This is a genomic window from Candidatus Thiodiazotropha endolucinida, from assembly GCF_001715975.1.
In the GTDB taxonomy this organism is placed as follows: Bacteria; Pseudomonadota; Gammaproteobacteria; order Chromatiales; family Chromatiaceae; genus Thiodiazotropha; species Thiodiazotropha endolucinida.
In genome coordinates this window covers 52,949-76,380 of sequence record NZ_MARB01000016.1, presented here as the reverse complement: position 1 = coordinate 76,380, position 23,432 = coordinate 52,949, and the positions used below count along the sequence as shown (strand labels likewise).

The window sequence follows — 23,432 nt, the reverse complement described above, 5'->3', positions numbered from 1 at the left end:
CACAACTCAAAACTCAAAACTTGTCGAGCTATCTGTCAACTTCCGGCGGACATGCATCGAGCGAGAACATGGTCTGCGCAATATCCTCGATCCGCGAGCCTACCGATAATTTTTCCAGGACCTGTACCGCATGCATCGATGAGGGTCCCCGTACATGTACGCGATAGGGTTTGGGACCGCCGTCCGATACCACGTAATAGCAGAGCTCGCCCTTGGATGATTCGACCCGTGTATAGGTCTCTCCAGCCGGTACATTCCACGCCAGTGGGTTGGGTATGGGAGCGCGGATCGGCCCATGGATATCAGGAAGCGCTTCGACTATCTGGCGAACAATACGGATGCTCTCCATCAGTTCATGCCGCCTTACCAGGGTGCGGGCCCAGGCGTCGCCGCTCTCTTCGGTTGGGATGTCAAAATCGAGTTGGTCATAGACCAGATAGGGATCGTCCCTACGGACATCGAATTCAAGTCCGGTTGCGCGCAGGTTGGGTCCCGTGACACCCCAGGCAAGGGCCTGTTCCTGACTCAAAACACCGACGCCCTTGGCGCGTTTTACGAAAACCTGGTTCTTGAAGAAGAGATCATCATAGTCAGGCAGGCGGGATTCGATATAGTCGAGGGTTTCACTCACCCGCTGCAGAAAACCGGTTGGCAACTCCCGCCTCACACCACCGGGGATATTGTAGATGCTGTAGACACGGCCCCCGGTGAACTCCTCGAACAGGTCCAGGATCAGATCGCGATCCGCCACCCCCCAATACATGGTACTGTACATGCCGGTGGTCGCGGCATGTCCCCCGAAGGTGAACAGATGGGCGGCGATACGCGACAGCTCCAACTGCATGACGCGAATCCAATTGGCCCGTTGCGGGACATGCAGACCGCAGAGCTGTTCTACGGCCATGGAGTAGCAGAGCTCCATGGGTGATGGGTCGGGTACACAGATACGCGGCACCAGAGCGATGTTTTGAATCCATAACCGCTGTTCCATCAGCTTTTCGAAACCCCGATGGAGGTATCCGCCGTCAGCCCTGGCTTCCAGCACCACATCCCCGTGCAGTTTGACCTTCAAGGCATAATTACCCTCGATACCGGGATGGTTGGGGCCGAAATTGAGCTCGAATTCATTGCTCGGCGGCTGGCGTTGGGCTTCGTAGTTTTCGGGTCTCATACTCGCTGTACTCGTAAGTTTTGAGTTTTTAGTTATGAGTTTTGAGTTGTCGGTGTTCGCTTCGCTCACGCTTGTAAACAAAAGTGTGCGGAGCACAATTATCAAACTAAAAACTCAATAGACTATTTTTTCTTCTGACTAAACCGCTGTTCCTCCGGCGGAATAATTACGCCACCCCCCTCAGCTACGAGCTCCTGCAGCCACTCCGGATTGTAGTTCTGCCAGCTCAGGTGTTCGTTGATGTAGGCCTCACTGTCGAACTCCTTGCGCATCGGCGGTGGCCCGTCCCACTCTGTGAGGATAAATTTCTCCATATTCGGGCTGCCTTCGAAGTGAATGCCGTACATTTCGTGAATATCCCGTTCGAAAAACGCGGCAGGTTGGTAGAGGTCGTAGACCGACAGATAGACCCCCGGCTCCCGGGCGATACGGATGTGGGCGGAGACCAGGGAGTGACTCTCATAGGACCAGACATGGTAGACCAGCTCGAACTCGTCATCATCGATCCAGTCGACACAGCTGATGGCGGAGAGATGAATATACCCGGCACGCCCCTGCAGCAACTCAAGCAAGGCCGGCAAGGCGTCGGCCGGCACGTCCACGCGTACCCGGCGGCTGCTCTTGCGGCGTACCACGATGCCCTCGATCTCCTCCAGCAGATCATCCAACCAGTGAGCGATTTCCTTACTCATTTGCGTGGCTCCTTTAACTCGTGACCCAGGCGCATATCCAATGCCTCCAGAGGTTTCTGGTGCTGTTCCAGCAGGCGGGTATGATCACCCAGGGTCCCCTCGCTCAGCAGGTCATAGTGTTTCGCTTCGGTGATTACATCTGTGGGTGTCTGCCAATTCTCGCCAAACAGCTTTTGCTGATTGCCAAGGTAGTAATCATAATTACGGTAGTAATCCTCCCAGCTGTTCGCCTGGCCTGAGTGAATCCGGTCCATCAGCTGTTGCAGACCGGTGATGACCGCTTCGGGTCTCGGCATGCAGCCGGCGATATAGAGATCCACCGGCATATATTCGTCGAGTTTTTTCGCAGTGGCGTAGCTTTGCCAATACATTCCGCCGTTGACGGTGCAGGAACAGATACCGATGACATACTTCGGGGACCCCATCTGTTCATAGGTCAGGATCACCCGTTTCAGGGTTTTGATCGAGACATAGCCGGTGATCAACAGGATATCGGCCTGACGGGGCGAGACCATGGGTTGAATGCCCAGACGCTCCATGTCGAAGCGGGAGGTCATCGCCGGCGGCAATTCGATCGCTCCGCAACCGGTGCAGTAGTGCAGGATGAAGAGGGAGCGGGAGCGACAGAAGCGCACCAGGTCGTCGAACACGCGCGCCAGTGGATTTGTTCGCTTTGTTTCTACCACCGGAATCTGTTTTATTGAGCTCATCATAGCTCCTTTTAAATATGAATTTTGAATTTCGGTGTTCGCTGCACACACATCAATTCATAATTCACAACTCAAAATTAAATAACAAACGCAATACCGATCAGTCCCAGCATCACCGGCCACTTCCACATCAGTCGCAGCAGGTCCTCGGTACGATAGCGGGGGAACAGATAGGCAATGCTGACCGGTATCGCCAGTACCAGGAAACTCTTCAACAGAAAATCGAACCAGGTAGTACCGCCACCGAGAAACAGGCTGACATAGAGTACGGATGTGGTGTAGAGCTGAAAGCACTGCATCACAAACAGGCCGCCAAGATACTTTCCACCCATTTCGACCATCGGGCCGGTGGCTATTTCCGCCGGTGCAATGTAGATTTCAAAGGGCTGCTTTCCGAGGGAAGCATGCATGGCGACAAGACCCGCGATGGCCAATAGCGGCATCTCTACCACGCCCCAGGTTTCGAATCCGCCGGCTTGTTGGGTGGCGATGATGTCGATGAGGTTGGTCGTGCCCGCGGCGTAGGCGACACCAAACACCACGATCACCAGCGGGATGTCGTAGGCGAGCATGGCGGTCAGGGCGCGGGCAATCCCGATTGAGCCGTTAGGGTTGGCGCATTGCCCCACACCCAACGCGAGACCGAGGGAGGGGATCATCATCAAATAGAGCAGGGTGATGATCCCGCCTTTTTCCGCAATACCGTTCATGCCGGGTACCGGGAGCAGGGTCTCGGCAGCGATATATCCCCCCATTGCCATGACGATGCCGATGTCGTGGATCAGGCCGTGTGATACCTGGGTCCTCTTACTGTGCAGTTTGACGATGTCATACAGCGGTTGGAAGAAGGGGGGGCCGACGCGCCGCTGCAGCCTGGCGGCGATACGCCGCATCATCAGTACCATCATCATGCCGACGATGAAGGCGACCAGGGGCATCAGGGTCAGTTCGATAAGCAGTTCTGTGGCTGACATTAGATCACCGCCCAGGCGATAACGAATAGCGCTGTGCTAAGGAGATAAAACTCTGCATTGGCCCGACGGTAGAGCCCTTGCATACCCAGGGAGAGAAATTCGATCATCGAGGTGATGCTGCGCTCCAGCCAGAGGAAGCTGCCCCGATACCAGCCCCCTATGAGGTGCATCAAACCGGCATAGAAGTTATCACTGTACTGGTAACGCACATCGGCCGAGAGGAAGTGTCCACCGGCATAGTTGTCCAGTTGATGGACGCGCTTACTGCGCCCGGCGGAGTAGAAGATAACGGCGCCGATGCCGAAGCCGGCGAACAGGACGCCGATCACCCAGATCATGTCCAGGGAACCGCTGTTCGATTCCACGCCGCCTAGCGTATATTGCGGGACCGGGAGACCGACTGTCTGCAGGACTGATGCAATCCATTCCAGCGGTATACCCGGCATCAGGCCGGTAATGAAAATGATCGCGCTGAGAATCAACATGGGGATCATCATACTCCAGGGGGCCTCGGCGACATGTTCATGTTCCACGCGCAGCTGGCCCAGGAAGATGTTATGAATCAATTTGTAGACGGAGAGGATGGTGCCCAAGGTGCCGATCACCGCGGCCAGGAAGAGCAGGGGCATGCCTTGATTCAGCAGTGAACGATAGACCAGCCATTTAGAAACGAAGCCGTTCATCGGCGGTAGCCCCGCCAGGCCGATGATGCCTATCAATAGAACCATGAATGAGAGCGGCATGCGTACCACGAGCCCACCGAGTTTGTTCAGATCAGAAGTGCCGGTACGGTAGATGACCGCAGTCACGGCCATGAACAGCGCAGCCTGATAGGTGGCGTGATTGAATACATGTAACAGCCCGCCTGCGCCACCCATGGCATCCGCTACTACGATGCCCAGCAACATATAGCCACCCTGTCCAATGCCGTGCCAAGCCAGCAGGTGACGGGCATCGTTCTGTTTCATGGCGGTGAAGGTGGGGAGGATGATCGTCAACACGGCGAGCCATGCCAGCAGGTCACGGGCATCTATGAGCGTAAATGGCACTTTTAAATTATCGATATTGACGATGCCAAAGAGTTTTACCAGAACCAATAAAATGGCGAACAGGCCCATGCGGGAAGAGATCGCACCCAGGAAGGCACTACCGGGGCCGGGGGTTTCGGCATACGCGGGTGCCTGCCACAGATGGAAGGGTAACAACCCCATCTTGATGCCGAAGCCGCCACCGAAGAGGATCACCAGCAGCCAGAGTTTGGTGGTGCTGATCTGTTCAACTGCCGTGATAACCGCTTCGAGCTGTAGTGAACCGGATGCACTATAGACCAGGGCAAGGCCACCGAAGACCGCCATGCCCCCGGCCATTGCGTACGTGATATAACGCATGGCCGCCTTTGTGGCGACGCCACCGGCCAGGGCCATGAGCAGAAAGCCCGCCCAGCTTACAAGTTCCCAGCCGATAAACAGGGAGAGCAGATCGCCGCTGGCGAGCAGGATCAGCATGGTGAAGACGTTCAGTGCCATGGCCGTGTGGAAGAGCCAGATATTGCCACCCTGTTTTATATAGTCGCGTTCCCATGCGCCGCATGAAAACCAGCTGCTGAGCAGGGCGGAGCCGAGGGTGATCAGGGCAAAGAACCAGCTCAAGGCATCGAATCGCCAGTTCAGCATTTGTCCCATCACCTCGAAAGAGAGGGAGGAGGCGATGGTACCGCCTTCATAACCGAGTGCCGCCATCTTTGTCAGTGCAAGCAGCTGGCCACCGTAGAGGATCGTAACCATCCAGCCGGCCGCGAGGCCCCGCCCGATCGTCAGGGCCACCAGCAGGGTAACGCCGGAGAAGAGCAGCAGTTCGTCCAAGAGGGTCAGGATCATTGGCTGCCTCCGGGATTGACGGTACTGATGTAGAGGTCAATATCCTGTACTTGCACGGCAATGGTATTGAGACTGTCGCCAACGGGTGCGATCATCACCGCGGCAGCGATCAATCCTGCACCAAACAGCGTAGCGGTCACCAGGGAGAGTCCTTCGTTTTTTGGTATTTCATGATCGAGGGTTTCCCGCGGGGCGTCCTGGTAGAGTATGGCGGCAACGCGGAACAGATAACTGGCCTCAATCACAGTGGCCAGCAGAAAAACGGCAAGTCCAATCAGATAGAGGGGTTCTGACTGACCTGCCAGTTCGGTGATCAGAGTGAACTTCGCCCAAAACCCGGGAAGCGGCGGCATGCCAACGAGGGAGAGGGAGAACAGCACGAACAACGCGGCCCCCAGCGGCGCCATTTTGGCACTGCCTCGCAACCGCTGAATAGCTCCCCCCCAATCCTCGGCCAACATGAAGAGTCCCGATTTAATGATCAGATGATGGATAGCGAGTGCGAGCACAGCCAGAACTCCCGCGCCATCGGGCAAGGCCATGGCAATGAACATCACACCCAGCTGGCCGATGGAGGAGAATGCCAACATGCGCCGCAACTCCTTCGCGCGCCATGCGGCCAATTCTCCGCTGACAACACCCAGAATACCGAGGATCAGCAATACCTGCGCCGCTTCGGGCTGGTGAAAAATCAACAACAGCAGACGCAGGATGATCAGCAGGGCGAGTTTGGATAACAGGCCGGCAAGAAAGGCCGAAAGTCGTGTCGAGGCGGTGGCATAGATCTCGGGCACCCAGGTATTGACCGGGAAAAGTTCTGCCTTAACCCCGATGCCTATCAGGATGCTCAGAAAGGCCGTGAGACCCAATTCGTCATTCAATTGTGCCGGTGCCAGCTGGGCCAGATGGGCCAGGTTAAGGGTGCCTGTTTTGCTGTAGATCAACGCAATGCCGAACAGGGTCAACACCGAGCCGATGCCGCTGAGTATGAGATAACGCAGGGTCGCCACATAGGCAGCGCTACTGCCGGATGCGGAGGCCAGTCCAAAGGTGGCGACAGCGGCAAGCTCGTAGAATACATAGAGATTGAACAGGTCGCCGGAGAGGGCCAGTCCTGTTGAGGCCGCCACCAGCAGCAGCATCAAAGACTGGCGTCGGGCGCTGTCCTGGTCCAGTGTAAATGGCCAGAAAATAAGCCCGAGCAGCTGTACAGCAAAGGCGAACAGCAGGGCGAGCGAATCGATATAAAGGTTGATGCCCAAGGGTGGAGCAAATCCGCCAATGGCAATGGAGATTGGTTGTGTCGAGCCTTGCAACCAAATATCGGCTATCGTCCAACAGCCGTAGATCAGGATCGCCGGTCCGCTCCAGAGAGCGATCGCGATTGAGCTACGCATCAGAATCGGCAGCAGGAAGGCGCCGAGCAGGGGTAGCGCAATGGTCAACACCAGATAGGCATTCATGGCGCATCCCCTCCCCGCATATTGACTTGATCAGCAGGGATCGGAGGCAGAGGACGCTCTCCCAGCGGTGCATCCTGACTCACGTCTCTTGCGGCACCCATGCTGGCGGCGATCTCACTATCCATGCGCTCAGCCGCCTCTTTACGATCCAGCGTGGCGTAGCGCTGGCGGATTCGGATCAGCAGACTTACTGCAAGGGCCTGTATGCCGACACCGATGACGATGGCGGTGAGCACCAGGGCTTGCGGCACCGGGTCAACCATCGCGGCAGGTTCTGAAAGCGAGGTGAGTATCGGTGCGACCGCATCCCAGCGGTAGCCCGCCAATACCAGCATCAGATTTGCGCCGGCCTCTGCAATGACCAACGCCAGTACCATGCGAAACAGGTGAGACGACATAACCACACCGGCCAGACCGATCGTGATCAATCCTATCGCTGTGGTGTATAGAATCAATTCCGGATCGAATACGGAGGTCATTGCGGCGCCTCTGTCTGTATCAGGCGTGACAGCAGGCTGGCCAGTTCGGCACCCACCTTCAGGCCGACCGCAAGATAGAGCAGTGGCAGGGTACCGGCGGAGATAAGCTGACCCAGGGTGTCCTGTACCAGCAAGGGTTGCAGAAACGCCTTACCCTCCATCATTGCCAGCAGGCCGACAAGGATGAAACTGGCGCCGGCGAATCCCTCAATCAGACTCAAGGTCTTATGGTGCAGTCTGGCTCCGGGTCGGGCCAATAGGGGGAGGAAGAAGGCAGCTGCCAGAATAACGCCCCCCTGGAAGCCGCCACCGGGGGTCAGGTGGCCGTGAAAAATGATGTAAAAACCGATGGTCATCATCAGCGGAAAGAGTAGCGAGCCTCCCGTGTATAGAATAAAACCACCTTTTGTTTGTGTGCCGGCAGTGGTATGCCGGCGTCCCAAAATCAGACCGGCGGATACGGCGGCTGCAAAAAGTATCGAGAGTTCTCCCAGTGTATCGATGGCGCGGTATCCCAAAACGACCGAGGTGACGATGTTTACGGCCCCGGTCTGTTGTGGCGCATGTGCCTGAATTTCACTGCCAACGAGCATCGGCGGGGTGCCGAAGTCGAGTCCGCCGGCCAGCGTAAGCAGCATGAAACCCAGGCCTCCGGCAAATAACAGACCGGTGAGGTTACCCATCCTTGTTCTCCCCGCCATGGCTCAGCAGTATATATTTCACCTGCTCGCTGTCCACTTTCCAAAGACCCAGGCGGCGTAGTGCAAGCGCCAGGATCAGGCTGCTCAATCCGACCCCGACGGCTGCTTCCGTCATGGCGACATCCGGCGCTCTCATGATTACGAAGAGCAGAGCCAGGCCAAGGGAAACGACGGAGGCGGCGGCAACTGCAGCGATATGGTTCTTCACCAACAATACCATCACCGCGGCACACAGCATCATCAATGCCAGGAGCAGTAGAATCCAGACTTCTATATCACTCATGCTTGATCTCGTTCGGAGGTTATAGTTTCAACTTTTTTCCACGGCTTCACCCCTGCCATCATAAGTGCCCTGGCGATAGTGGATGAGCCGATGGGATTGGTGACCAGGATCATGAGAGCAATGACCAGCAGCTTGGACCACCACTCCGGATAGAGCAGTCCAATGCCCAATAACAGGGACAGTGCACCCAATGTTACTGCCTTGGTTCCTGCCTGGATTCGGTTGTAGACATCCGGCATGCGCAGCAGTCCCAGGGCACCGAGTAATGTGAAGGTCGCTCCTATGAGCAATATGATATCCGCCAGTAGTCTCATGATCCGTTTCCCTCGATGGCACGGGCAATAGCGACAACACCGACGAAAGCGAGTGTGCCGTAGATGAGTGCCACATCAAGATAGAGCGCACTGCCAAGCAGTGCAGCCAGTACCACCAGGCCCGAGGTTGTGATGACTGCCAGGGTATCCGCCGCTACCACCCGGTCCGGGGCGGTAGGTCCCATCAGTAAGCGAAGCAGACTTAGTAACACCGCACCACCCAGCATCATAAGGGCGGCTGTTTCCATTAATGTCAGTATCATTTAACGAAACCTACCAGATGACGTTCAAATATGTCGGTCACATCACGGGTTGCGCTTTCGATATCGCTTCCTGGAGGAATGTCGACCCAATGTATCAGGATGCTGTCTCCTTGCAGGTCCACAGTCAGCGTACCAGGTGTCAGGGTGATGCTGTTTGCCAGGATTAAACGACCAAGCGAAGATTTCAGCCTGGTTTTGACTTCGACCACGCCGGGATTGAGAGGGAGAGAGGGAGAAAGTACGCGTCGAGCCATATCGAGATTGGCGCGTATGAGCGCTGCCAGGAAGACTGCCAGGTAGCTGATAAAGGGCAGGATTGCAGCGGGAGAGAGGCGCAGGCCGGAAAAGAGAGGGAGATGGGGCCGGCTTGCCAGAGTCACCACGGAAGCCACAACCAGGCCGCTGACCACCTCAGCAAGAGCAAGGTTGCCGGAGAGCATCAGCCACAGCAGGAATATCAGGACGAACAGAAACAGGCCATGGGAAAATCGGGCTTCTTCTTGTTGAGCGGGTGTGGCTGACATACGCTGATTCACCTCGAAATAACGGTTACTTGCCGAGCACCGATGTGTCGACAGTTCGACATGGGAAAGCGGGAGAAAATTGTGCTAAACATCCAAACAAACAAGGAGATATCTCTCGTTTTGAAATTTTTTTTCTGTTGTGATTGTTACTTGGGTTTACGATGACTGGGATTTTGATCCATATGAAAACATCTCATTATTACTCTTTTATGTCCTTTTTGTTGTCAAGGGCACACAGGCATCGGCAGTCTGATCTCAGAAATGTCACCACACTTTATTCGAAAGAAGACCTGTGATGCTATCCTTTTTGGGAATGACGGATCTGAATATCGGGATTGATTCTCAGAATTCCATCTTCACCCAATATCCCAACCGCCTTATCATGACCATTCTTCATCAGTGTTTCACAGCTCCCGTTTGAAGGTCTTCTGATACAGATCAATTTCCAGCCAAACTTTTTTAGTATTGACAGCCCGTCTACCTGCTTCTCATTGATATATCTTTCTGGTGAAGCCGGTATCGGTCCCATCCCTAACCGTTTATCGTAGTGCATGTTTATTCCCAAAATATAAATATTTACCACTATCCGGGGGATGCCCTGATTTGTTTTATAGGTAGCAACCGTGTTGTTATGGCAGTGGTACCCCTGTCGGAATGATAGCGCAAAATGGTTAAGTTGATAGCCCTCCCGTTATTGGTGATTGATCGCCACTATAGGAACCACATATCCATATTTAGCCCCATGATGGCGCAATCGAGAAAAACAGTAGATGAAGGGTTTCTCAGAGATCAGAATTATCTGGGGAGATCGGAATTATAATCCATACTTGGCCATGATCTCTCTGCGCACAGGACATCCGCAGACCGTGCCATTGCCAAACGATACCTTGTAATTACAGTTTTTGCACTGATCATCGAATACGAACAGAACGGACCCAGCCGCTGTCACGTAATCGATCTTGCAAAGTTGGAAATTGGGGTCTTTGACACAACGATGGCAATTCTGGCAGAGATTGGCTTGCTCGATGATCCGGGGATCAACTTCAAGTTGTTTTGCGTTGCCCACAGCACTCATCTCTTACTAAATGCCGATTATCCACCTCGATTGTAATTATATCGTGTTGAGCCGCTATCATGCATTGAAATAGGTCAATCGATGCTTAAATTTTCAAATACAGTAAATTAGTTATATATGTCGAGTCATTCAGTAACCAACCCCTTTAAGGTAAGTAAATAGCGCATTGACACACGGCAACTGGCATATGTAGAAAACAGGCTGCCCTAGCATCGAAAATATTGTTGAAGGAGGTCAACCCCGTTATATGGCGTTGTTTCATTCCCGACGGGGTGAGAATAGAGATCTGAGATGGATACGAGAGATAGTTTTGAACTTATAACAGATCTTCTTCCAATATTGTCATACACACACTCAAGGCCATGTAGTGTAGAACCGTTAGGCCAATCGTTGATTGATACTCCCCAGATATTCACATAATGTTTTTTTGATCCGGATAGCAGGTCGAATCGCCTGTCCGATTCGAATCCCCGATTATAGGTAACAAATGAGTCTTTATGTTGAGAATCAAATTGATTCAGTGTGTGGATTCTGCTGCCATTGACGAGATGGGTGTAAAAATAGACCCTTAGTCTATCGTTATCGTAGGTATAGGTGGATCCGTCATCTCCGGTACGTGTACCTTCCATTTCACGATTGATTAAAAAGGTGTAACGGATTTTATCTCTAACAGTGAGACCGGCGAGAGTGAGAATTCCAGAGTTATCATCCAGACTGATTATCGGTCCTTCAAAAGTGTAGTAGTTGAACATGTTTATGAGTTCACGCTAGACACCCGATTCGGCAGCATTGTGATCTCTTGAAAAAAGAGATTATTTACCTTTTTGTTCGTCGTGGATGACTTAACATTTATAACAGCAATATTTATGCCTGATAATGAATGTATAATGAAATCAAGGCGATGGTGATTTTTATCAAAATGGCCTGTTAAATTTCCCGACAATAATTATCCTTAATATCCCCTCGTTTTTAATTCCACCCTATCCTGACGATATTTCACCTATGAAATGCGATGACCGTGTAATGGCATTGCGATGTGAGTTGAAAAGCCTGAAAACGAGCGTTGCGCACGATGAGCTCTATTCTGATTGTCGGATATGCCGGGATCTGTACGGCGATCAAGTGACATTCCGGTAGGACAGTGCCGATTTAATAATGGAAGGAGCGATATCATTCGCAAGTTAGTGTTTTCAGCCTTGCCTAAAAACAAAAAGGCCTACATCATTGTAATGTAAGCCTTTGTTTTATATGGCTCCCCGGGACAGGCTCGAACTGCCGACCTAGTGATTAACAGTCACCCGCTCTACCGACTGAGCTACCGGGGAATTATTCAAGAGGGGCGCATAATAAAGAGACTGGGCCTTAGCGTCAATAGTTCGACCTTAAATTTCGCCGCTGCAGCTGAGTTGTGATCCATCCGAACGGGTCTTGGATACCCTGACGCGTCCCAGGTTGCTTACGATCACCGCTTTGGGGGGGATCAGGTTGTCAGGATCACAGAAAGTGAGGGTAAGATTGTAGCCGCTGGGCCGTCCATCTCCCCGGTAGACTACATATCTGCGGTATCGGCTGGAATCTATAACGATACTCATACCCTGTATCGGCTGATGTACGCCTTGCAATAGCTCGTTCTGATCCCGAGATCTGTTCCGGTTCAAATCCTCATACAGAATATACCCATGGCTCCAGTTCGCGGCGTTTGTACAACGCTCACCATTACTGCTGGGGCAGAGTACATGGTGAGTCTCTCTGGAAATTGAGAGGGAGCGGGCGAGATGGAAATGGTGAACAAAGCTGTTGATCTCGCTTGCCTGAAGGTTCTTCACCTTTAAGGTGCGAAAGGAGGGTATAACCGTGATTAACAGGATCAGCGCGATACCCAGGGTGATGATCAACTCGATCAGGGTGAATCCGAAACCTCGGACATAAGAGTGGGTGACAGTGTGTGGCATGTTTTCTCCCTCCTTGGAGATCGGCAGGGCGCATCCAGCGCCCTTGATACTGCCTGGCCAGAGAGGCGCGAGTATCAGGTCTTGAGTACGCCTTCAATCCGGTCCAGGGCCTTTTCCAGGTTTTCCTGACTGGTCGCGATGGAGATGCGCACATGTCCGGAAAGCCCGAATGCAGTGCCCGGCACCAGCGCCACACCTGCTTCCGTGATCAAGTACTCCGAGAGTTCCAGATCATTGCCGAGACCCTCCAGAGAGGCCAGAGCGCCTTCCACGTTCGGGAAGCAATAGAAAGTGCCGTCACTCGGCAGGCAGTCGATGCCAGGCATGCCGTTGAGGCGCTCGACCACGTAATCATGACGTGCCTTGAAGGCGGTCAACATCTCCTGAATACACTCCTGGGGTCCTTCGAGTGCCGCCTGCGCCGCCACTTGCGAAATGGAGGTGGGATTCGAAGTGCTCTGAGACTGGATCTTTTTCATGGCCTTGATGATATCTGCGGGACCACCGGCATATCCGATGCGCCATCCGGTCATGGAGTAGGCTTTTGAGACCCCGTTCAAGACCAGCGTGCGATCCTTGAGTTCCGGGCAGGCGTTGAGAATATTGACGAAGCTGTTTCCCGGCCAGAGGATATGTTCATACATATCATCGGTTGCGATCAATATTCTGGGGTGCTCTTTCAGCACCTCACCCAGTGCGGCCAGCTCCTCCCGGCTGTAGGCCATACCGGTGGGGTTGGAGGGGCTGTTGATGACGAATAGCTTGGTCTTTTCAGTGATCGCCGCTGCCAGTTGCTGGGCATTGATCTTGAAATTCTGAGCAGCACCGGCGGAAACCAGCACAGGCACTCCACCTGCCAGAATCGACATATCGGGGTAGGAGACCCAATAGGGTGCGGGGATGATTACCTCATCGCCAGGATCGAGTACGGCCTGGGCCAGATTGTAAAAACTCTGCTTACCCCCGCATGAGACCAATATCTGATCGGCTGCGTAGTCAAATCCGTTGTCGCCCTGGAATTTGTCTCTGATTGCCTGCTTCAGGGCCGGTGTGCCATCGACCGCAGTATATTTCGTAAAGCCGTCGTTGATGGCATTGATGGCGGCGGATTTAATATGGTCAGGCGTGTCGAAATCCGGTTCTCCCGCACCCAGTCCGATGACATCCTTTCCTGCAGCCCGCATCTCGGCGGCACGGGTGGTAACTGCAAGGGTGGGAGAGGGTTTGACGGCTTGTACGCGACTGGAGAGTTGTGCATTCATTACTGTTTTTATCCCTGGTTCTCAAACATCAGCGAAGCGGCTGATCGACGGATTGATAAAAAAGCCACTCGGTGATGGCGTTGTTGGGATGTCATAATAGCCAATTCAAGCACGATGAAGAATCCCCAAATGAGCAAAGCGTTCAAATTAATTGCAAATTTCTCTCCCGCAGGCGACCAGCCGGAGGCAATCAGTTGTCTCGAGGAGGGTTTGAGGGACGGTGAGGCCGGCATGACCCTGTTGGGTGTCACCGGTTCGGGTAAAACCTTTACCATCGCCAATGTCATTCAACGGCTGCAACGCCCAACCTTGATGCTGGCCCCCAACAAGACCCTGGCTGCCCAGTTGTATGGGGAATTCAAGGAGTTCTTTCCCGAAAATGCGGTCGAGTATTTTGTATCCTACTACGACTACTATCAGCCAGAAGCCTATGTGCCCGCATCCGATACCTTTATCGAGAAGGACGCTTCCATCAATGACCATATCGAGCAGATGCGCCTGTCGGCAACCAAGGCCCTGCTGGAACGCCCGGATACGATTATCGTGGCCACGGTCTCTTCTATCTATGGTCTGGGCGACCCGCGTGCCTATCTGGGGATGATGTTACACCTGAGTCGTGGCGAGATCATCGATCAGCGGGCCATCCTGCGACGTTTGGCAGAGCTGCAATACAAGCGCAATGATGTGGAACTGCACCGAGCGACATTTCGTGTACGGGGTGAAGTGATCGATATCTATCCGGCGGAATCGGACGCCGAGGCGGTACGGGTGGAGTTGTTCGATGATGAGATCGAGAGTCTCTCCGTGTTCGATCCACTCACCGGTGAGATCAAACGCAAGGTGCCGCGCTACTCGGTCTATCCCAAGAGCCACTATGTGACACCGAGGGAGACCCTGTTGCAGGCGGTGGATCAGATTAAGTTGGAACTGCAGCAGCGACTGAAGCAGCTGGATTCGTCGAATAAGCTGGTGGAGGCGCAACGCCTCGATCAACGCACCCGTTTTGACATCGAGATGATCACCGAGTTGGGTTACTGCTCAGGTATTGAAAACTACTCCCGCTTTCTCTCCGGACGGGCTGCTGGTGAACCGCCTCCAACCCTGTTCGACTACCTGCCGGATGAGGCCTTGCTGGTGGTGGATGAGAGTCATGTCACCATACCGCAACTCGGCGGTATGTATCGTGGCGACAGATCGCGCAAGGAGACATTGGTTGAGTACGGATTTCGCCTTCCCTCCGCACTCGACAACCGGCCGCTGCGGTTCGAAGAGTTCGAATATCGAGCCCCGCAGACCATCTATGTCAGCGCGACACCGCGCGATTATGAGATCGATCACTCGGGTGCCATTGTCGAGCAGGTGGTCCGTCCAACCGGTCTGGTCGATCCTCAGCTCGAGGTCAGACCGGCGAGCACACAGGTCGACGACCTTCTCTCCGAGATACGGCTGCGGGTGGCGAGAAAAGAGCGTGTTTTGGTGACCACCCTAACCAAGCGTATGGCGGAAGATCTCACCGACTATCTCGGTGATCATGATGTGCGCGTGCGTTATCTCCATTCCGATATCGATACGGTGGAGCGGGTTGAGATCATTCGTGATCTGCGCCTGGGTGAGTTCGATGTATTGGTCGGTATCAATCTGTTGCGCGAAGGCCTGGATATGCCGGAGGTCTCCCTGGTAGCCATCCTGGATGCGGATAAAGAGGGATTTCTGCGTTCAGAAGGCTCCTTGATCCAAACGATTGGCCGTGCCGCGCGCAATGCCAACGGCATGGCGATCCTTTACGCGGATCAGATTACCGGCTCGATGGAACGGGCGATCGATGAGACCAATCGGCGGCGGGCCAGGCAGATTGACTATAACCGGGTCAATGGCATCACACCCCAGACCATCCTGAAATCGATTTCGGACGTCATGGAAACTGCCTATCCAGGGGGTCAGCTCAGCGCCAAGCGTTATGCCAGGGTGGCGGAAGAGGAGATGGAGTATGCGGGCCTCTCGCCATCACAGATGGCAAAGCGGATCCAACAATTGGAGCAACAGATGTATCGCCATGCCCAGGATCTTGAATTCGAGGAGGCGGCTAAGATCCGTGATCAGATCAAGAGCCTGCAGGATCGGGGATTGGTAGTGTAAATACTTGACAATTAGCAACATTTACCTTGGTGGCGATATTGCCCGATATTAAGAAGGGAAATATAAAGTATTTAAAATAAATACTTTATTTCTCTCATCTTTCTTCTAGAATTAAAGTCATTCCAAATGGCACATCTGTTGTAAACTCAAACAGGCAAACACACTGAGGCATAAGTACTGAATATGGGCGATGTTCAAAGAATGCTCAGTGATATACAGGCGGAGGCGAACTACGCCTGCCGCATGACGGGTCTGGACCATCTCAATGATCATGTTCTGGCCGCCATGAGTCGAGTGCCGCGACAGCGTTTCGTCAATAAATCCTTTCGTCCCCATGCCTACGACAACAGTCCGCTGCCTATCGGCAAGGGTCAAACCATTTCGCAACCATTCATCGTCGCCCTGATGACAGACCTGATGGCGCCGAATAGAGACGACAAGATACTTGAAGTGGGTACCGGATCGGGCTACCAGACCGCCGTATTGGCGGAATTGGTCGATCATCTCTATAGCATCGAGATCATCCCGGCATTGGCAAAAAAGTCCCGCCGTCGTCTAGAAAAAGCCGGTTATACAAATATAAGCTTCCAGGTGGGCGACGGTTATTACGGTTGGTCAGAAATGGCGCCCTTCGATGCCATCATGGTGACAGCAGCCGTTGAGCATATCCCACAACCGCTGATCGATCAGCTTGCCCCGGGAGGGCGTCTTGTACTACCGGTGGGAGAACGGCCCTACAGCCAGGATCTGCTGCTGGTGAAGAAAGACCAATACGGGACCGTGAAAATAACCAGACTCCTCCCTGTCTCATTTGTGCCACTTAGCGGATCACGCTGACCCACCATCGAACCCTTCTTTAAGGTCGCCCTTTTCCAGGTTGCATATCTGGTCAAAGGATAGCACCGGCATGGATCAACTGGTGGCATGAAAGACTACAATTCATTCGTTGGAGTGGCGGGGTTGCAATGGATATGGGGCAACCTGTATGATTCGCCGTCTCAAAGGCGCGTAGCTCAGTTGGTTAGAGCGCTACCTTGACATGGTAGAGGTCGTTGGTTCGACTCCAATCGCGCCTACCAATGAAAACAAGCACTTATGGTTTGCCCTGAGTGCTTTTTTTGTGCCTAAATGGCCTTGGGCTGAAAAGTTTATTTTCAGAGATATCAATATTCCCTTGTAGGATTATAATTTGGATTTGAATCGTAACCGTCCGGTAAATCTATCTTTTTAAACAGATCGCTTCTGTAATTATATGTGGTCACGAAATATGGGTGAAACTCCCATATTTTGATTCATTACCGCTGCCTTCAGCGGAGCAGGCGCGATAGCGACTGCGTCAGATGAAAGGCCTGGTAAAAAGTCTGACCCTTCACTTGAAACTGCCAAACTACATAGAGCCTGTTAACAATCACCTGGCAAGTAACTGGAGTATATACAGAACCGACAAGGCCTTTATCTTAAATCCTGCCATGAAGTTGCGAGGCATATATATTCCCCCTGTAATTTGCCAGGAGCAGACATTTAGTTTGGCTGTGTACGATGGTCGTTTACGACCCTGAACGGTCATTCGTGCTCATCTGTGCCATGATGACCATACTTACCCAAACAATCCGCTGAAGCAGCATCGAGAATATGGGATTAGAAGAGCGAAATCTTGTGTATGGGCGGCCAGTTCCGGTTATGTTCCCGTGGTCCCCTGAGGAACGACCGTGGATTCCATAAGGGTTGGAAGGAACTGGTTTATGAATACCACTTAGTCTGATCGATTGGTCGGTCGAATACAGTTTGGTACTATGGTGCGTAACTGATGGAGAGAAGATATGAAACTTTTGGTGGCAGTGGACCTTTCTGATTCCACACAGATAATTGTGGAAAAGGCGGAAGAAATCGCCAAGGCATTTTCAGCAAAGGTGTGGATCCTGCATAACGCAGAGCCTGAGCCGGACGTCCTGGAATTCAGAGCAGATCCGCAAGCGGCCCGAGAGTCCCTTGCGGAAAAATTCCATCGTGAGCATCGCCAGATCCAAGAAATAGCGAAGCGATTGCGCAAAGAAGGCCTGGAAACGACAGCGCTTCTTGTGCATGGGCCAACAATAGAAACAATTCTTAAGGAGGCATCGGATCTGGATGTGGATATGATTGTTGTAGGTACTCATGGACGAAGTGCGATGTATCAGCTTCTTGTGGGTAGCGTCAGCGAGGGGATTCTTCATAAATCCCAATGCCCGATACTCGTTGTCCCAACACATCAACGTACCTGAAGTAGAAACAGCGTCAGATCTAACATTCCAATACAGCAACTCCCAGCCAAGAGCGTTTATAGGGTTTTCCCCAACACACTCCTGACGTTCATAGTGTCATACTGGCCATAATACTAACTAAGATAACAAGAATTACCCCCTGTTGCGGTAGGTTTTTGCAGGGAATTCTAAAAAAAAACGGACGGACATATGCTGAACGTCATACTTGTGGTTATTGCAGCCGTTGTATTGCTGATCATGTTCCATCCTCGCTTACTCAAAAATGTGTCCTGGCAGACGACACTCACGCCACTCTCCTCCATAATCGGCAGCGGGTTTCTGATCATAGCTCCAATGCTTGCGAGCGTGATCGGCGTCTATTCTCCTCTCGCAGTCATTGTCATCGTTGTACTCGCCTATGCCATTGGCGGTGTGATTCGTTTCAATATTATTCATGCCGAGCCCCTCCTGCACGATAAGAATGCTCACCCGTGGATATACAAAATCGATTTTGTTGCCAATGCCGCGCTTTCCCTCGCTTACGTAACTGCAGTTGCGTTCTATCTGTCATTGCTGTCGTCTTTTTTGCTGAACTACCTGGGATTTGTGGATGCCTTCGGCTGGGAAAGAACCCTGACGACAATCATCATAGTTTTTATCGCCGTGACCGGTTTTCTGCGCGGACTGGGGGGACTTGAGAAACTTGAAGCGTATGCAATGTCCATCCAACTGTCCATTGTTGCCGCACTGTTGATCGGGGTAGCTGTATACGACTACAACTTCATTCAGTCCGAACAACAGCTCGTCTTTGATATCCAGGAAAGAAGCTGGATGACCAAGGCGTTTATGCTGGCCGGTATTTTGCTGGTCGTGCAGGGATTCGAGACATCGCGGTTTCTGGGTGAAAAATATCATGCCGATATGCGTGTACAAACCATGCGTCGGGCGCAACTGATTTCAGGTGTCCTGTATGTGGTATCCGTCATCGTATTGCTGCCGATCGTGCAACACCTCGATCTCGCGCATATCCGGATCGCAGACATAGTGACCGCAACCGGACTGGCGGCAACCGCACTGCCCTTGATGCTGATTGTGGCCGCAGTCATGAGCCAGTTCAGCGCAGGTGTTGCCGATACCGTCGGTGCCGGAGGTCTGGCGAGTGAAACCAGCAGGGGGAGATTATCGTCCAACAAGGGTTACCTGGTGGTATCGGTCTTCGCCATTGCATTGATATGGACCGCAGACCTGCTGGAGATCATCGCCCTCGCTTCCCGTGCTTTCGCACTGTATTACCTGCTGCAGTGTGTGGTTGCCCTTTTCGTGAACCACCATCATCGCGAACACAAAGCCTACTGGTTGCGCTTCGGTAACTTTGCCACCTTGGCAACCATTCTGGCATTTGTTGTGTTATTCGCGATTCCAGCTGAATAGATACCGGAAACTCCGATAAGCAACTATTTTTGTGCCTGAAGGTGGCAAGTAATGGCACTTCTCAGCAGTTAGGCTTGAAATACGTTAGGTCCGTCCCCCGAGGAGTCCAATAAAATCGATCAAGCGGTCTTTCGATTATGATTGTGCGTTGCAACAGGCACTAATAAAACGGCTCCCAAGGAGCCGGTTATCTTGAACGGTTAAGCCGCTTGCCTACTGGCTTGCTTCTTATCCCTTCGTGATGATCGTCTCACGGTACCCGTGCCAAGTGGCATAACCGAGCACGGGTGCTATCAACGCGAGACCGATCAGAGTCACGAATCCTACAGCCGTCAATACGAAGATTATTAAAGCCCAGAGCGCCAATACCCGCGTATTTCGCAATACCGCATTGATACTGGTTAATATCGCTGTCGCTCCATCGGTATCCTGGTGCAGAATCATCGGTAGTGTGAACACACTTGTACAAAAGGCCAGGCCTGCAAAAACCATGGCGATCAACAAAGACGCCACCACATAAGAGCCTGTAGTCTGCCCGAATTCCGGCTCTATCCCGGCCATTATCGATAGCACCATGAACAGGAGTACTAACAACATACTCATCATCGTCGCGAATAAACGCTCGTGTCCCATTTCATGGAAAGCCTTCTGGCGCTCGTGACGGAATGTTGGCTTGTGGTTCTGTTCGAGTTGATGGCTGATGTCGTAAAGACCGAAGCAGAGCACGGGCCCCATGATCAGGAAGCCAAAAATGAGGCTGACGATCAAGGCATTATTATCATTGGCCAATGCAACATAAAGAAACAGCCAACCGAAAAAGACGAATGCCAAACCGTATGCCAAGCTGTGCCAAGGTGTGCGCTTGAAATCCTGCCACCCCATCTTCAACCATCTGAAAGGGTCGCCGATAGAGAGCTTACGGCAAGGTGCGTAGAGAGGAACAATATCCCCGTTGGAATCTCCTGTTTGCTTTTGCATCCCGCACCTCCTCTAAGATAATTATTCCGAACACTCTTCGCAGTAAATATAGTGAAAATGAGGTTTCAAGGCCAATCAGTGAGATTATTGGAATAAATCCAAACTATGTTAACTTTCGCTAATAACTCCTGGCGTATGCTTGCTTTAATCTAATATTGACTGGGTAGCACAGGTAAATCTTGACTTTTAGTTTGCCCTGAGTGCTTTTTTTATCTGTCGCCTAACTGGGATGCAGTGTCGGTTTATGCTGTTGATCGTGTTTGAAATGATGGAGGTGGAGAGTATAACGGCACTATATCGTCTCTGTGTTTTCAGTCCGAATCCAGTTACTGAATATCTCATCAGCCGGCAGTGGACGGCTGTAGAGATAACCCTGCGCAAGATCGCTGCCGGCCTGTTGTAAAAACCGGGCTTGATGCGCCTCCTCCACACCTTCGGCGACCGATTCGAGGCCAAGGCTTTTCGACATCCCTATGATGGCCCGCACGATCGCTTCATCATTGGCGTCTTTACCGATATCCCGCACAAAGGATTGATCGATCTTGAGGTGGTCCAGGGGCAGTAACTTGAGGTAGGCCAGACTCGAGTAACCGGTGCCGAAATCATCGATTGCAAATTTGACTCCGAGAGTCCGGAGTTCGCTGAGTACGGTACGGCTCAATTCAGGATTGCGTATCAACATCGACTCTGTGACCTCGAGTTCCAGCCGTTCAGGTGACAGTCCGCTGCTGTTCAACTCCTCAGACACCATTGTGATCAGGCCTTCACGGTCGATTTGTTGCACTGACAGATTGACCGATATGCGGGGTACTTTAAAACCGTCGCGGTCCCATCTGGCGAGCTGAGAGCATGCTGCACGCAGAACCCACTGACCGATTTCGCCGATGATACCGATCTCTTCGGCGAGTTCGATGAATAGACCAGGCGCGATCAGGCCCTGTTCCGGATGCTGCCATCGAACAAGTGCCTCAATTCCCTGCAACTGCCGGGTCTCCAGATTCACGATAGGTTGATAGTGCAGGATCAGTTCGTTGCGGGCGACGGCGCGACGCAAATCGTTCTCCATCATCAAACGTTCAAGCGCACCCTCGGTCAATGCCTGGGTGAAAAAACGGTAGGTATTGCGGCCTTGCTGTTTGGCTTCGTACATCGCCCGGTCGGCATGGCGGATCAGCTTGTCCGGATCGTCGCCGTCATTAGGATAGAGGGTTATACCGATACTTGCAGTCACCACCAGTTCATGCTCGCCGATGATCATGGGCCTGGAAAACAGGTCGATCAGTTTACGGGCCACTACGGCGGCATGCTGAGCATCGGTCTGTTCCTCAAGGAGCAGCACGAACTCATCCCCTCCCAACCGCGCCAGGGTATCGCTGGCTCGGATGATTAGATTCATGCGCTTGCTGACTTCCAGGAGCACCTGATCGCCCACGGGATGTCCGAGGGTGTCATTGACTGTCTTGAAGCGGTCCAGATCGAGAAAAAGCAAAGCGATGGAAGCATTTTCACGCCTCGCATGCATCAGGGCATGATCGAAACGCTCCCTGAACAGGGCGCGGTTGGGTAACCGGGTCAGGGCATCGTGGTGGGCAAGAAAGTTGATTTGATCCTGCGCCTCTTTGATCTGGCTGATATCTGTAAATACACCAACATAGTGTGTTGTCTCGTCGTTGCCGTCTTTAACAGCACTGATGGTGAGCCATTCCGGGTAGGCATCACCGTTCTTGCGTCGATTCCAGATCTCTCCACGCCAATGGCCGGTTAATAAGAGGGTGTCCCACATCTCTTTGTAAAAGGAGTCTGAATGATGGCCCGACTTCAGCACTCGGGGATTCAGTCCCAGCACCTCTTCATGAGAATAACCGGTGATGGCCTCAAAGGCCGGATTTGTAGAGACGATGTTGCCACTTGCGTCGGTGACTGTGATCCCTTCTGCGGTATTCTGAAAGGCCCGATCCGCAAGACGGAGTTTTTCCTCCGCAGTCCGGTGCGCCATTCTCAGTTGTTTGTCGATCAGAACGCGTCTTACCGCTTCTCCCAGTCTCGCCGGGCGGTCTTTCAAAACATAATCGTTGGCACCCTGCCGCAGGGCATCGACGGCTGCCTCTTCACCGATGCCGCCGGAGACGATGATGAAAGGAATGTCGAGATTCTGTTGCCGCAGCAGGGAGAGGGCCCGTTGTCCACTGAATTGAGGCAGGTGCCAATCGCATAGTATAAGGTCCGGTGATTTCTCAAGGGCCTCCAGATAGGCGGATTCCCTCTGCACGCGGGTGTAGTCCAGGTCGAATCCCTCGTCCCTGAGCCGTAATGCCATCAACTCGGCATCGTAGGGCAGATCCTCGACAATGAGTATATTAAGTGACATATTGGGATCAGGCGGAATCGTCTGCAGTCATTGGCGCCCCGATATTGAGTGTCAGCCAATAGTCTTCGATCTGACGGACCACCTCGACGAACCCTGTGAAGGCGACGGGCTTGACCAGGTAGGAGTTGGCGCCGATATCGTAGGAGAGTGCCCGGTCTCCCTCTTCCTTTGAGGAAGTGAGAATGACTACCGGTATGCGTTTGATCAGGGGTGTCCCCTTGATTCGCTGCAACACCTGGAAGCCGTCCACACCCGGCATCTTCAGATCGAGCAGTATCAGGTCCGGAAGGGGATGTCGGTTGCGGTCGGCGAAGTGCTCGTTGCCAAACAGGTAGTCCAGCGCCTCCTGACCGCTGTAGGAGACCTCAATGCGATTGGAAAGGCGCGCTTCCTTGAACGCATCAAGGGTCAGTTCCACATCCATGCGGCTGTCGTCAACCAGTAGGATTACGGCGGGTTTGCTCATGGTCCTTGGCCTTTATTGTTGTCCTGGTCTAAGGGATAGATTGCGATAAATTAACTAAATCTGTCAACAGCTT

General features: G+C 52.8%; 22 protein-coding genes and 2 tRNA genes. 5 read left to right on the top strand and 19 right to left on the bottom strand.

Annotation, left to right across the window (positions count from 1 at the left end):
* Positions 1–28: 28 nt before the first annotated feature.
* The 16 genes from CODIS_RS13975 to CODIS_RS13895 all read right to left on the bottom strand — a co-directional run bounded on the left by CODIS_RS13975 (position 29) and on the right by CODIS_RS13895 (position 13,740).
* A complete protein-coding gene (locus tag CODIS_RS13975; RefSeq protein WP_069126330.1) occupies positions 29–1,171 on the bottom strand; it encodes an NADH-quinone oxidoreductase subunit D in 1,143 nt (380 codons plus the stop codon).
* Positions 1,172–1,293: 122 nt separating this feature from the next.
* Entirely contained in the window at positions 1,294–1,863 is a 570-nt protein-coding gene (locus CODIS_RS13970) for an NADH-quinone oxidoreductase subunit C (protein ID WP_069126327.1), read from the bottom strand.
* Complete coding sequence (locus CODIS_RS13965) at positions 1,860–2,573, bottom strand: NADH-quinone oxidoreductase subunit B (protein WP_069126324.1); 714 nt, start codon at positions 2,571–2,573, stop codon at positions 1,860–1,862. The genes CODIS_RS13970 and CODIS_RS13965 overlap by 4 nt, the downstream gene beginning before the upstream one ends.
* 77 nt (positions 2,574–2,650) lie before the next feature.
* Positions 2,651–3,547 carry a respiratory chain complex I subunit 1 family protein gene (locus CODIS_RS13960; protein WP_069126322.1) on the bottom strand — a complete coding sequence of 299 codons (897 nt, stop codon included), beginning with the start codon at positions 3,545–3,547 and terminating at the stop codon, positions 2,651–2,653.
* Positions 3,547–5,424 carry a proton-conducting transporter transmembrane domain-containing protein gene (locus CODIS_RS13955; RefSeq protein WP_069126319.1) on the bottom strand — a complete coding sequence of 626 codons (1,878 nt, stop codon included), beginning with the start codon at positions 5,422–5,424 and terminating at the stop codon, positions 3,547–3,549. Before CODIS_RS13955 ends, CODIS_RS13960 begins: the two co-directional genes overlap by 1 nt.
* Entirely contained in the window at positions 5,421–6,887 is a 1,467-nt protein-coding gene (locus CODIS_RS13950; protein ID WP_069126316.1) for a complex I subunit 5 family protein, read from the bottom strand. The genes CODIS_RS13955 and CODIS_RS13950 overlap by 4 nt, the downstream gene beginning before the upstream one ends.
* Entirely contained in the window at positions 6,884–7,366 is a 483-nt protein-coding gene (locus tag CODIS_RS13945) for a sodium:proton antiporter (RefSeq protein WP_069126313.1), read from the bottom strand. Before CODIS_RS13945 ends, CODIS_RS13950 begins: the two co-directional genes overlap by 4 nt.
* The gene (locus tag CODIS_RS13940) at positions 7,363–8,049 is read right to left on the bottom strand and encodes an MnhB domain-containing protein (protein WP_069126310.1); all 687 of its coding nucleotides are present in this window, start codon (positions 8,047–8,049) and stop codon (positions 7,363–7,365) included. The genes CODIS_RS13945 and CODIS_RS13940 overlap by 4 nt, the downstream gene beginning before the upstream one ends.
* Positions 8,042–8,350: a Na(+)/H(+) antiporter subunit B gene (locus tag CODIS_RS13935; protein WP_069126307.1), complete on the bottom strand. Its 309-nt coding sequence runs from the start codon at positions 8,348–8,350 to the stop codon at positions 8,042–8,044. The genes CODIS_RS13940 and CODIS_RS13935 overlap by 8 nt, the downstream gene beginning before the upstream one ends.
* Entirely contained in the window at positions 8,347–8,664 is a 318-nt protein-coding gene (gene mnhG / locus CODIS_RS13930; protein ID WP_069126304.1) for a monovalent cation/H(+) antiporter subunit G, read from the bottom strand. The genes CODIS_RS13935 and mnhG overlap by 4 nt, the downstream gene beginning before the upstream one ends.
* On the bottom strand, positions 8,661–8,927 hold the full coding sequence (locus CODIS_RS13925) for a monovalent cation/H+ antiporter complex subunit F (protein WP_069126301.1): 267 nt from the start codon (positions 8,925–8,927) through the stop codon (positions 8,661–8,663). The genes mnhG and CODIS_RS13925 overlap by 4 nt, the downstream gene beginning before the upstream one ends.
* Positions 8,924–9,451, bottom strand: coding sequence for a Na+/H+ antiporter subunit E (locus CODIS_RS13920; protein ID WP_069126298.1), 528 nt, complete (start codon positions 9,449–9,451; stop codon positions 8,924–8,926). Before CODIS_RS13920 ends, CODIS_RS13925 begins: the two co-directional genes overlap by 4 nt.
* 298 nt (positions 9,452–9,749) lie before the next feature.
* Positions 9,750–10,004: a hypothetical protein gene (locus CODIS_RS21175; RefSeq protein ID WP_162420226.1), complete on the bottom strand. Its 255-nt coding sequence runs from the start codon at positions 10,002–10,004 to the stop codon at positions 9,750–9,752.
* 1,771 nt (positions 10,005–11,775) lie between these two features.
* Positions 11,776–11,851 (bottom strand) — tRNA-Asn (locus CODIS_RS13905).
* 57 nt (positions 11,852–11,908) lie between these two features.
* Entirely contained in the window at positions 11,909–12,478 is a 570-nt protein-coding gene (locus tag CODIS_RS13900) for a GspH/FimT family pseudopilin (RefSeq protein ID WP_069126291.1), read from the bottom strand.
* Positions 12,479–12,552: 74 nt separating this feature from the next.
* The gene (locus tag CODIS_RS13895) at positions 12,553–13,740 is read right to left on the bottom strand and encodes a pyridoxal phosphate-dependent aminotransferase (protein ID WP_069126289.1); all 1,188 of its coding nucleotides are present in this window, start codon (positions 13,738–13,740) and stop codon (positions 12,553–12,555) included.
* 129 nt (positions 13,741–13,869) lie between these two features.
* Between CODIS_RS13895 and uvrB the strand changes: the two genes are divergently transcribed.
* The 5 genes from uvrB to CODIS_RS13865 all read left to right on the top strand — a co-directional run bounded on the left by uvrB (position 13,870) and on the right by CODIS_RS13865 (position 19,547).
* Positions 13,870–15,876, top strand: a complete 2,007-nt coding sequence (gene uvrB / locus CODIS_RS13890) for an excinuclease ABC subunit UvrB (RefSeq protein ID WP_069126286.1) — start codon at positions 13,870–13,872, stop codon at positions 15,874–15,876.
* A 183-nt stretch (positions 15,877–16,059) separates the two neighbouring features.
* Positions 16,060–16,713: a protein-L-isoaspartate(D-aspartate) O-methyltransferase gene (locus CODIS_RS13885; protein WP_069126278.1), complete on the top strand. Its 654-nt coding sequence runs from the start codon at positions 16,060–16,062 to the stop codon at positions 16,711–16,713.
* A gap of 165 nt (positions 16,714–16,878) precedes the next feature.
* Positions 16,879–16,955: transfer RNA gene (locus CODIS_RS13880), tRNA-Val, on the top strand.
* A 741-nt stretch (positions 16,956–17,696) separates the two neighbouring features.
* Positions 17,697–18,137, top strand: a complete 441-nt coding sequence (locus tag CODIS_RS13870) for a universal stress protein (RefSeq protein ID WP_069126272.1) — start codon at positions 17,697–17,699, stop codon at positions 18,135–18,137.
* A gap of 189 nt (positions 18,138–18,326) precedes the next feature.
* Complete coding sequence (locus CODIS_RS13865; RefSeq protein WP_069126270.1) at positions 18,327–19,547, top strand: hypothetical protein; 1,221 nt, start codon at positions 18,327–18,329, stop codon at positions 19,545–19,547.
* 228 nt (positions 19,548–19,775) lie between these two features.
* Here the strand turns inward: CODIS_RS13865 and CODIS_RS13860 are convergent, their stop codons facing one another.
* The 3 genes from CODIS_RS13860 to CODIS_RS13850 all read right to left on the bottom strand — a co-directional run bounded on the left by CODIS_RS13860 (position 19,776) and on the right by CODIS_RS13850 (position 23,359).
* The gene (locus CODIS_RS13860; RefSeq protein WP_069126267.1) at positions 19,776–20,525 is read right to left on the bottom strand and encodes a DUF2189 domain-containing protein; all 750 of its coding nucleotides are present in this window, start codon (positions 20,523–20,525) and stop codon (positions 19,776–19,778) included.
* A gap of 292 nt (positions 20,526–20,817) precedes the next feature.
* Positions 20,818–22,893 carry a putative bifunctional diguanylate cyclase/phosphodiesterase gene (locus CODIS_RS13855; RefSeq protein WP_069126264.1) on the bottom strand — a complete coding sequence of 692 codons (2,076 nt, stop codon included), beginning with the start codon at positions 22,891–22,893 and terminating at the stop codon, positions 20,818–20,820.
* A gap of 7 nt (positions 22,894–22,900) precedes the next feature.
* Positions 22,901–23,359, bottom strand: coding sequence for a response regulator (locus CODIS_RS13850; RefSeq protein WP_069126262.1), 459 nt, complete (start codon positions 23,357–23,359; stop codon positions 22,901–22,903).
* Positions 23,360–23,432 lie beyond the last annotated feature (73 nt).

Bases quoted from the DNA above. Each gene is read 5' to 3' on its own strand.
- CODIS_RS13900 (WP_069126291.1), bottom strand. From the start codon at position 12,478: ATGCCACACACTGTCACCCACTCTTATGTCCGAGGTTTCGGATTCACC.
- uvrB (WP_069126286.1), top strand. From the start codon at position 13,870: ATGAGCAAAGCGTTCAAATTAATTGCAAATTTCTCTCCCGCAGGCGAC.
- CODIS_RS13940 (WP_069126310.1), bottom strand. From the start codon at position 8,049: ATGGGTAACCTCACCGGTCTGTTATTTGCCGGAGGCCTGGGTTTCATG.
- CODIS_RS13860 (WP_069126267.1), bottom strand. From the start codon at position 20,525: ATGCAAAAGCAAACAGGAGATTCCAACGGGGATATTGTTCCTCTCTAC.
- CODIS_RS13935 (WP_069126307.1), bottom strand. From the start codon at position 8,350: ATGAGTGATATAGAAGTCTGGATTCTACTGCTCCTGGCATTGATGATG.
- mnhG (WP_069126304.1), bottom strand. From the start codon at position 8,664: ATGAGACTACTGGCGGATATCATATTGCTCATAGGAGCGACCTTCACA.
- CODIS_RS13975 (WP_069126330.1), bottom strand. From the start codon at position 1,171: ATGAGACCCGAAAACTACGAAGCCCAACGCCAGCCGCCGAGCAATGAA.
- CODIS_RS13895 (WP_069126289.1), bottom strand. From the start codon at position 13,740: ATGAATGCACAACTCTCCAGTCGCGTACAAGCCGTCAAACCCTCTCCC.
- CODIS_RS13950 (WP_069126316.1), bottom strand. From the start codon at position 6,887: ATGAATGCCTATCTGGTGTTGACCATTGCGCTACCCCTGCTCGGCGCC.
- CODIS_RS13865 (WP_069126270.1), top strand. From the start codon at position 18,327: ATGCTGAACGTCATACTTGTGGTTATTGCAGCCGTTGTATTGCTGATC.
- CODIS_RS13920 (WP_069126298.1), bottom strand. From the start codon at position 9,451: ATGTCAGCCACACCCGCTCAACAAGAAGAAGCCCGATTTTCCCATGGC.
- CODIS_RS13960 (WP_069126322.1), bottom strand. From the start codon at position 3,547: ATGTCAGCCACAGAACTGCTTATCGAACTGACCCTGATGCCCCTGGTC.
- CODIS_RS13970 (WP_069126327.1), bottom strand. From the start codon at position 1,863: ATGAGTAAGGAAATCGCTCACTGGTTGGATGATCTGCTGGAGGAGATC.
- CODIS_RS13925 (WP_069126301.1), bottom strand. From the start codon at position 8,927: ATGATACTGACATTAATGGAAACAGCCGCCCTTATGATGCTGGGTGGT.
- CODIS_RS13850 (WP_069126262.1), bottom strand. From the start codon at position 23,359: ATGAGCAAACCCGCCGTAATCCTACTGGTTGACGACAGCCGCATGGAT.
- CODIS_RS13955 (WP_069126319.1), bottom strand. From the start codon at position 5,424: ATGATCCTGACCCTCTTGGACGAACTGCTGCTCTTCTCCGGCGTTACC.
- CODIS_RS13965 (WP_069126324.1), bottom strand. From the start codon at position 2,573: ATGAGCTCAATAAAACAGATTCCGGTGGTAGAAACAAAGCGAACAAAT.
- CODIS_RS13870 (WP_069126272.1), top strand. From the start codon at position 17,697: ATGAAACTTTTGGTGGCAGTGGACCTTTCTGATTCCACACAGATAATT.
- CODIS_RS13855 (WP_069126264.1), bottom strand. From the start codon at position 22,893: ATGTCACTTAATATACTCATTGTCGAGGATCTGCCCTACGATGCCGAG.
- CODIS_RS13945 (WP_069126313.1), bottom strand. From the start codon at position 7,366: ATGACCTCCGTATTCGATCCGGAATTGATTCTATACACCACAGCGATA.
- CODIS_RS21175 (WP_162420226.1), bottom strand. From the start codon at position 10,004: ATGCACTACGATAAACGGTTAGGGATGGGACCGATACCGGCTTCACCA.
- CODIS_RS13885 (WP_069126278.1), top strand. From the start codon at position 16,060: ATGGGCGATGTTCAAAGAATGCTCAGTGATATACAGGCGGAGGCGAAC.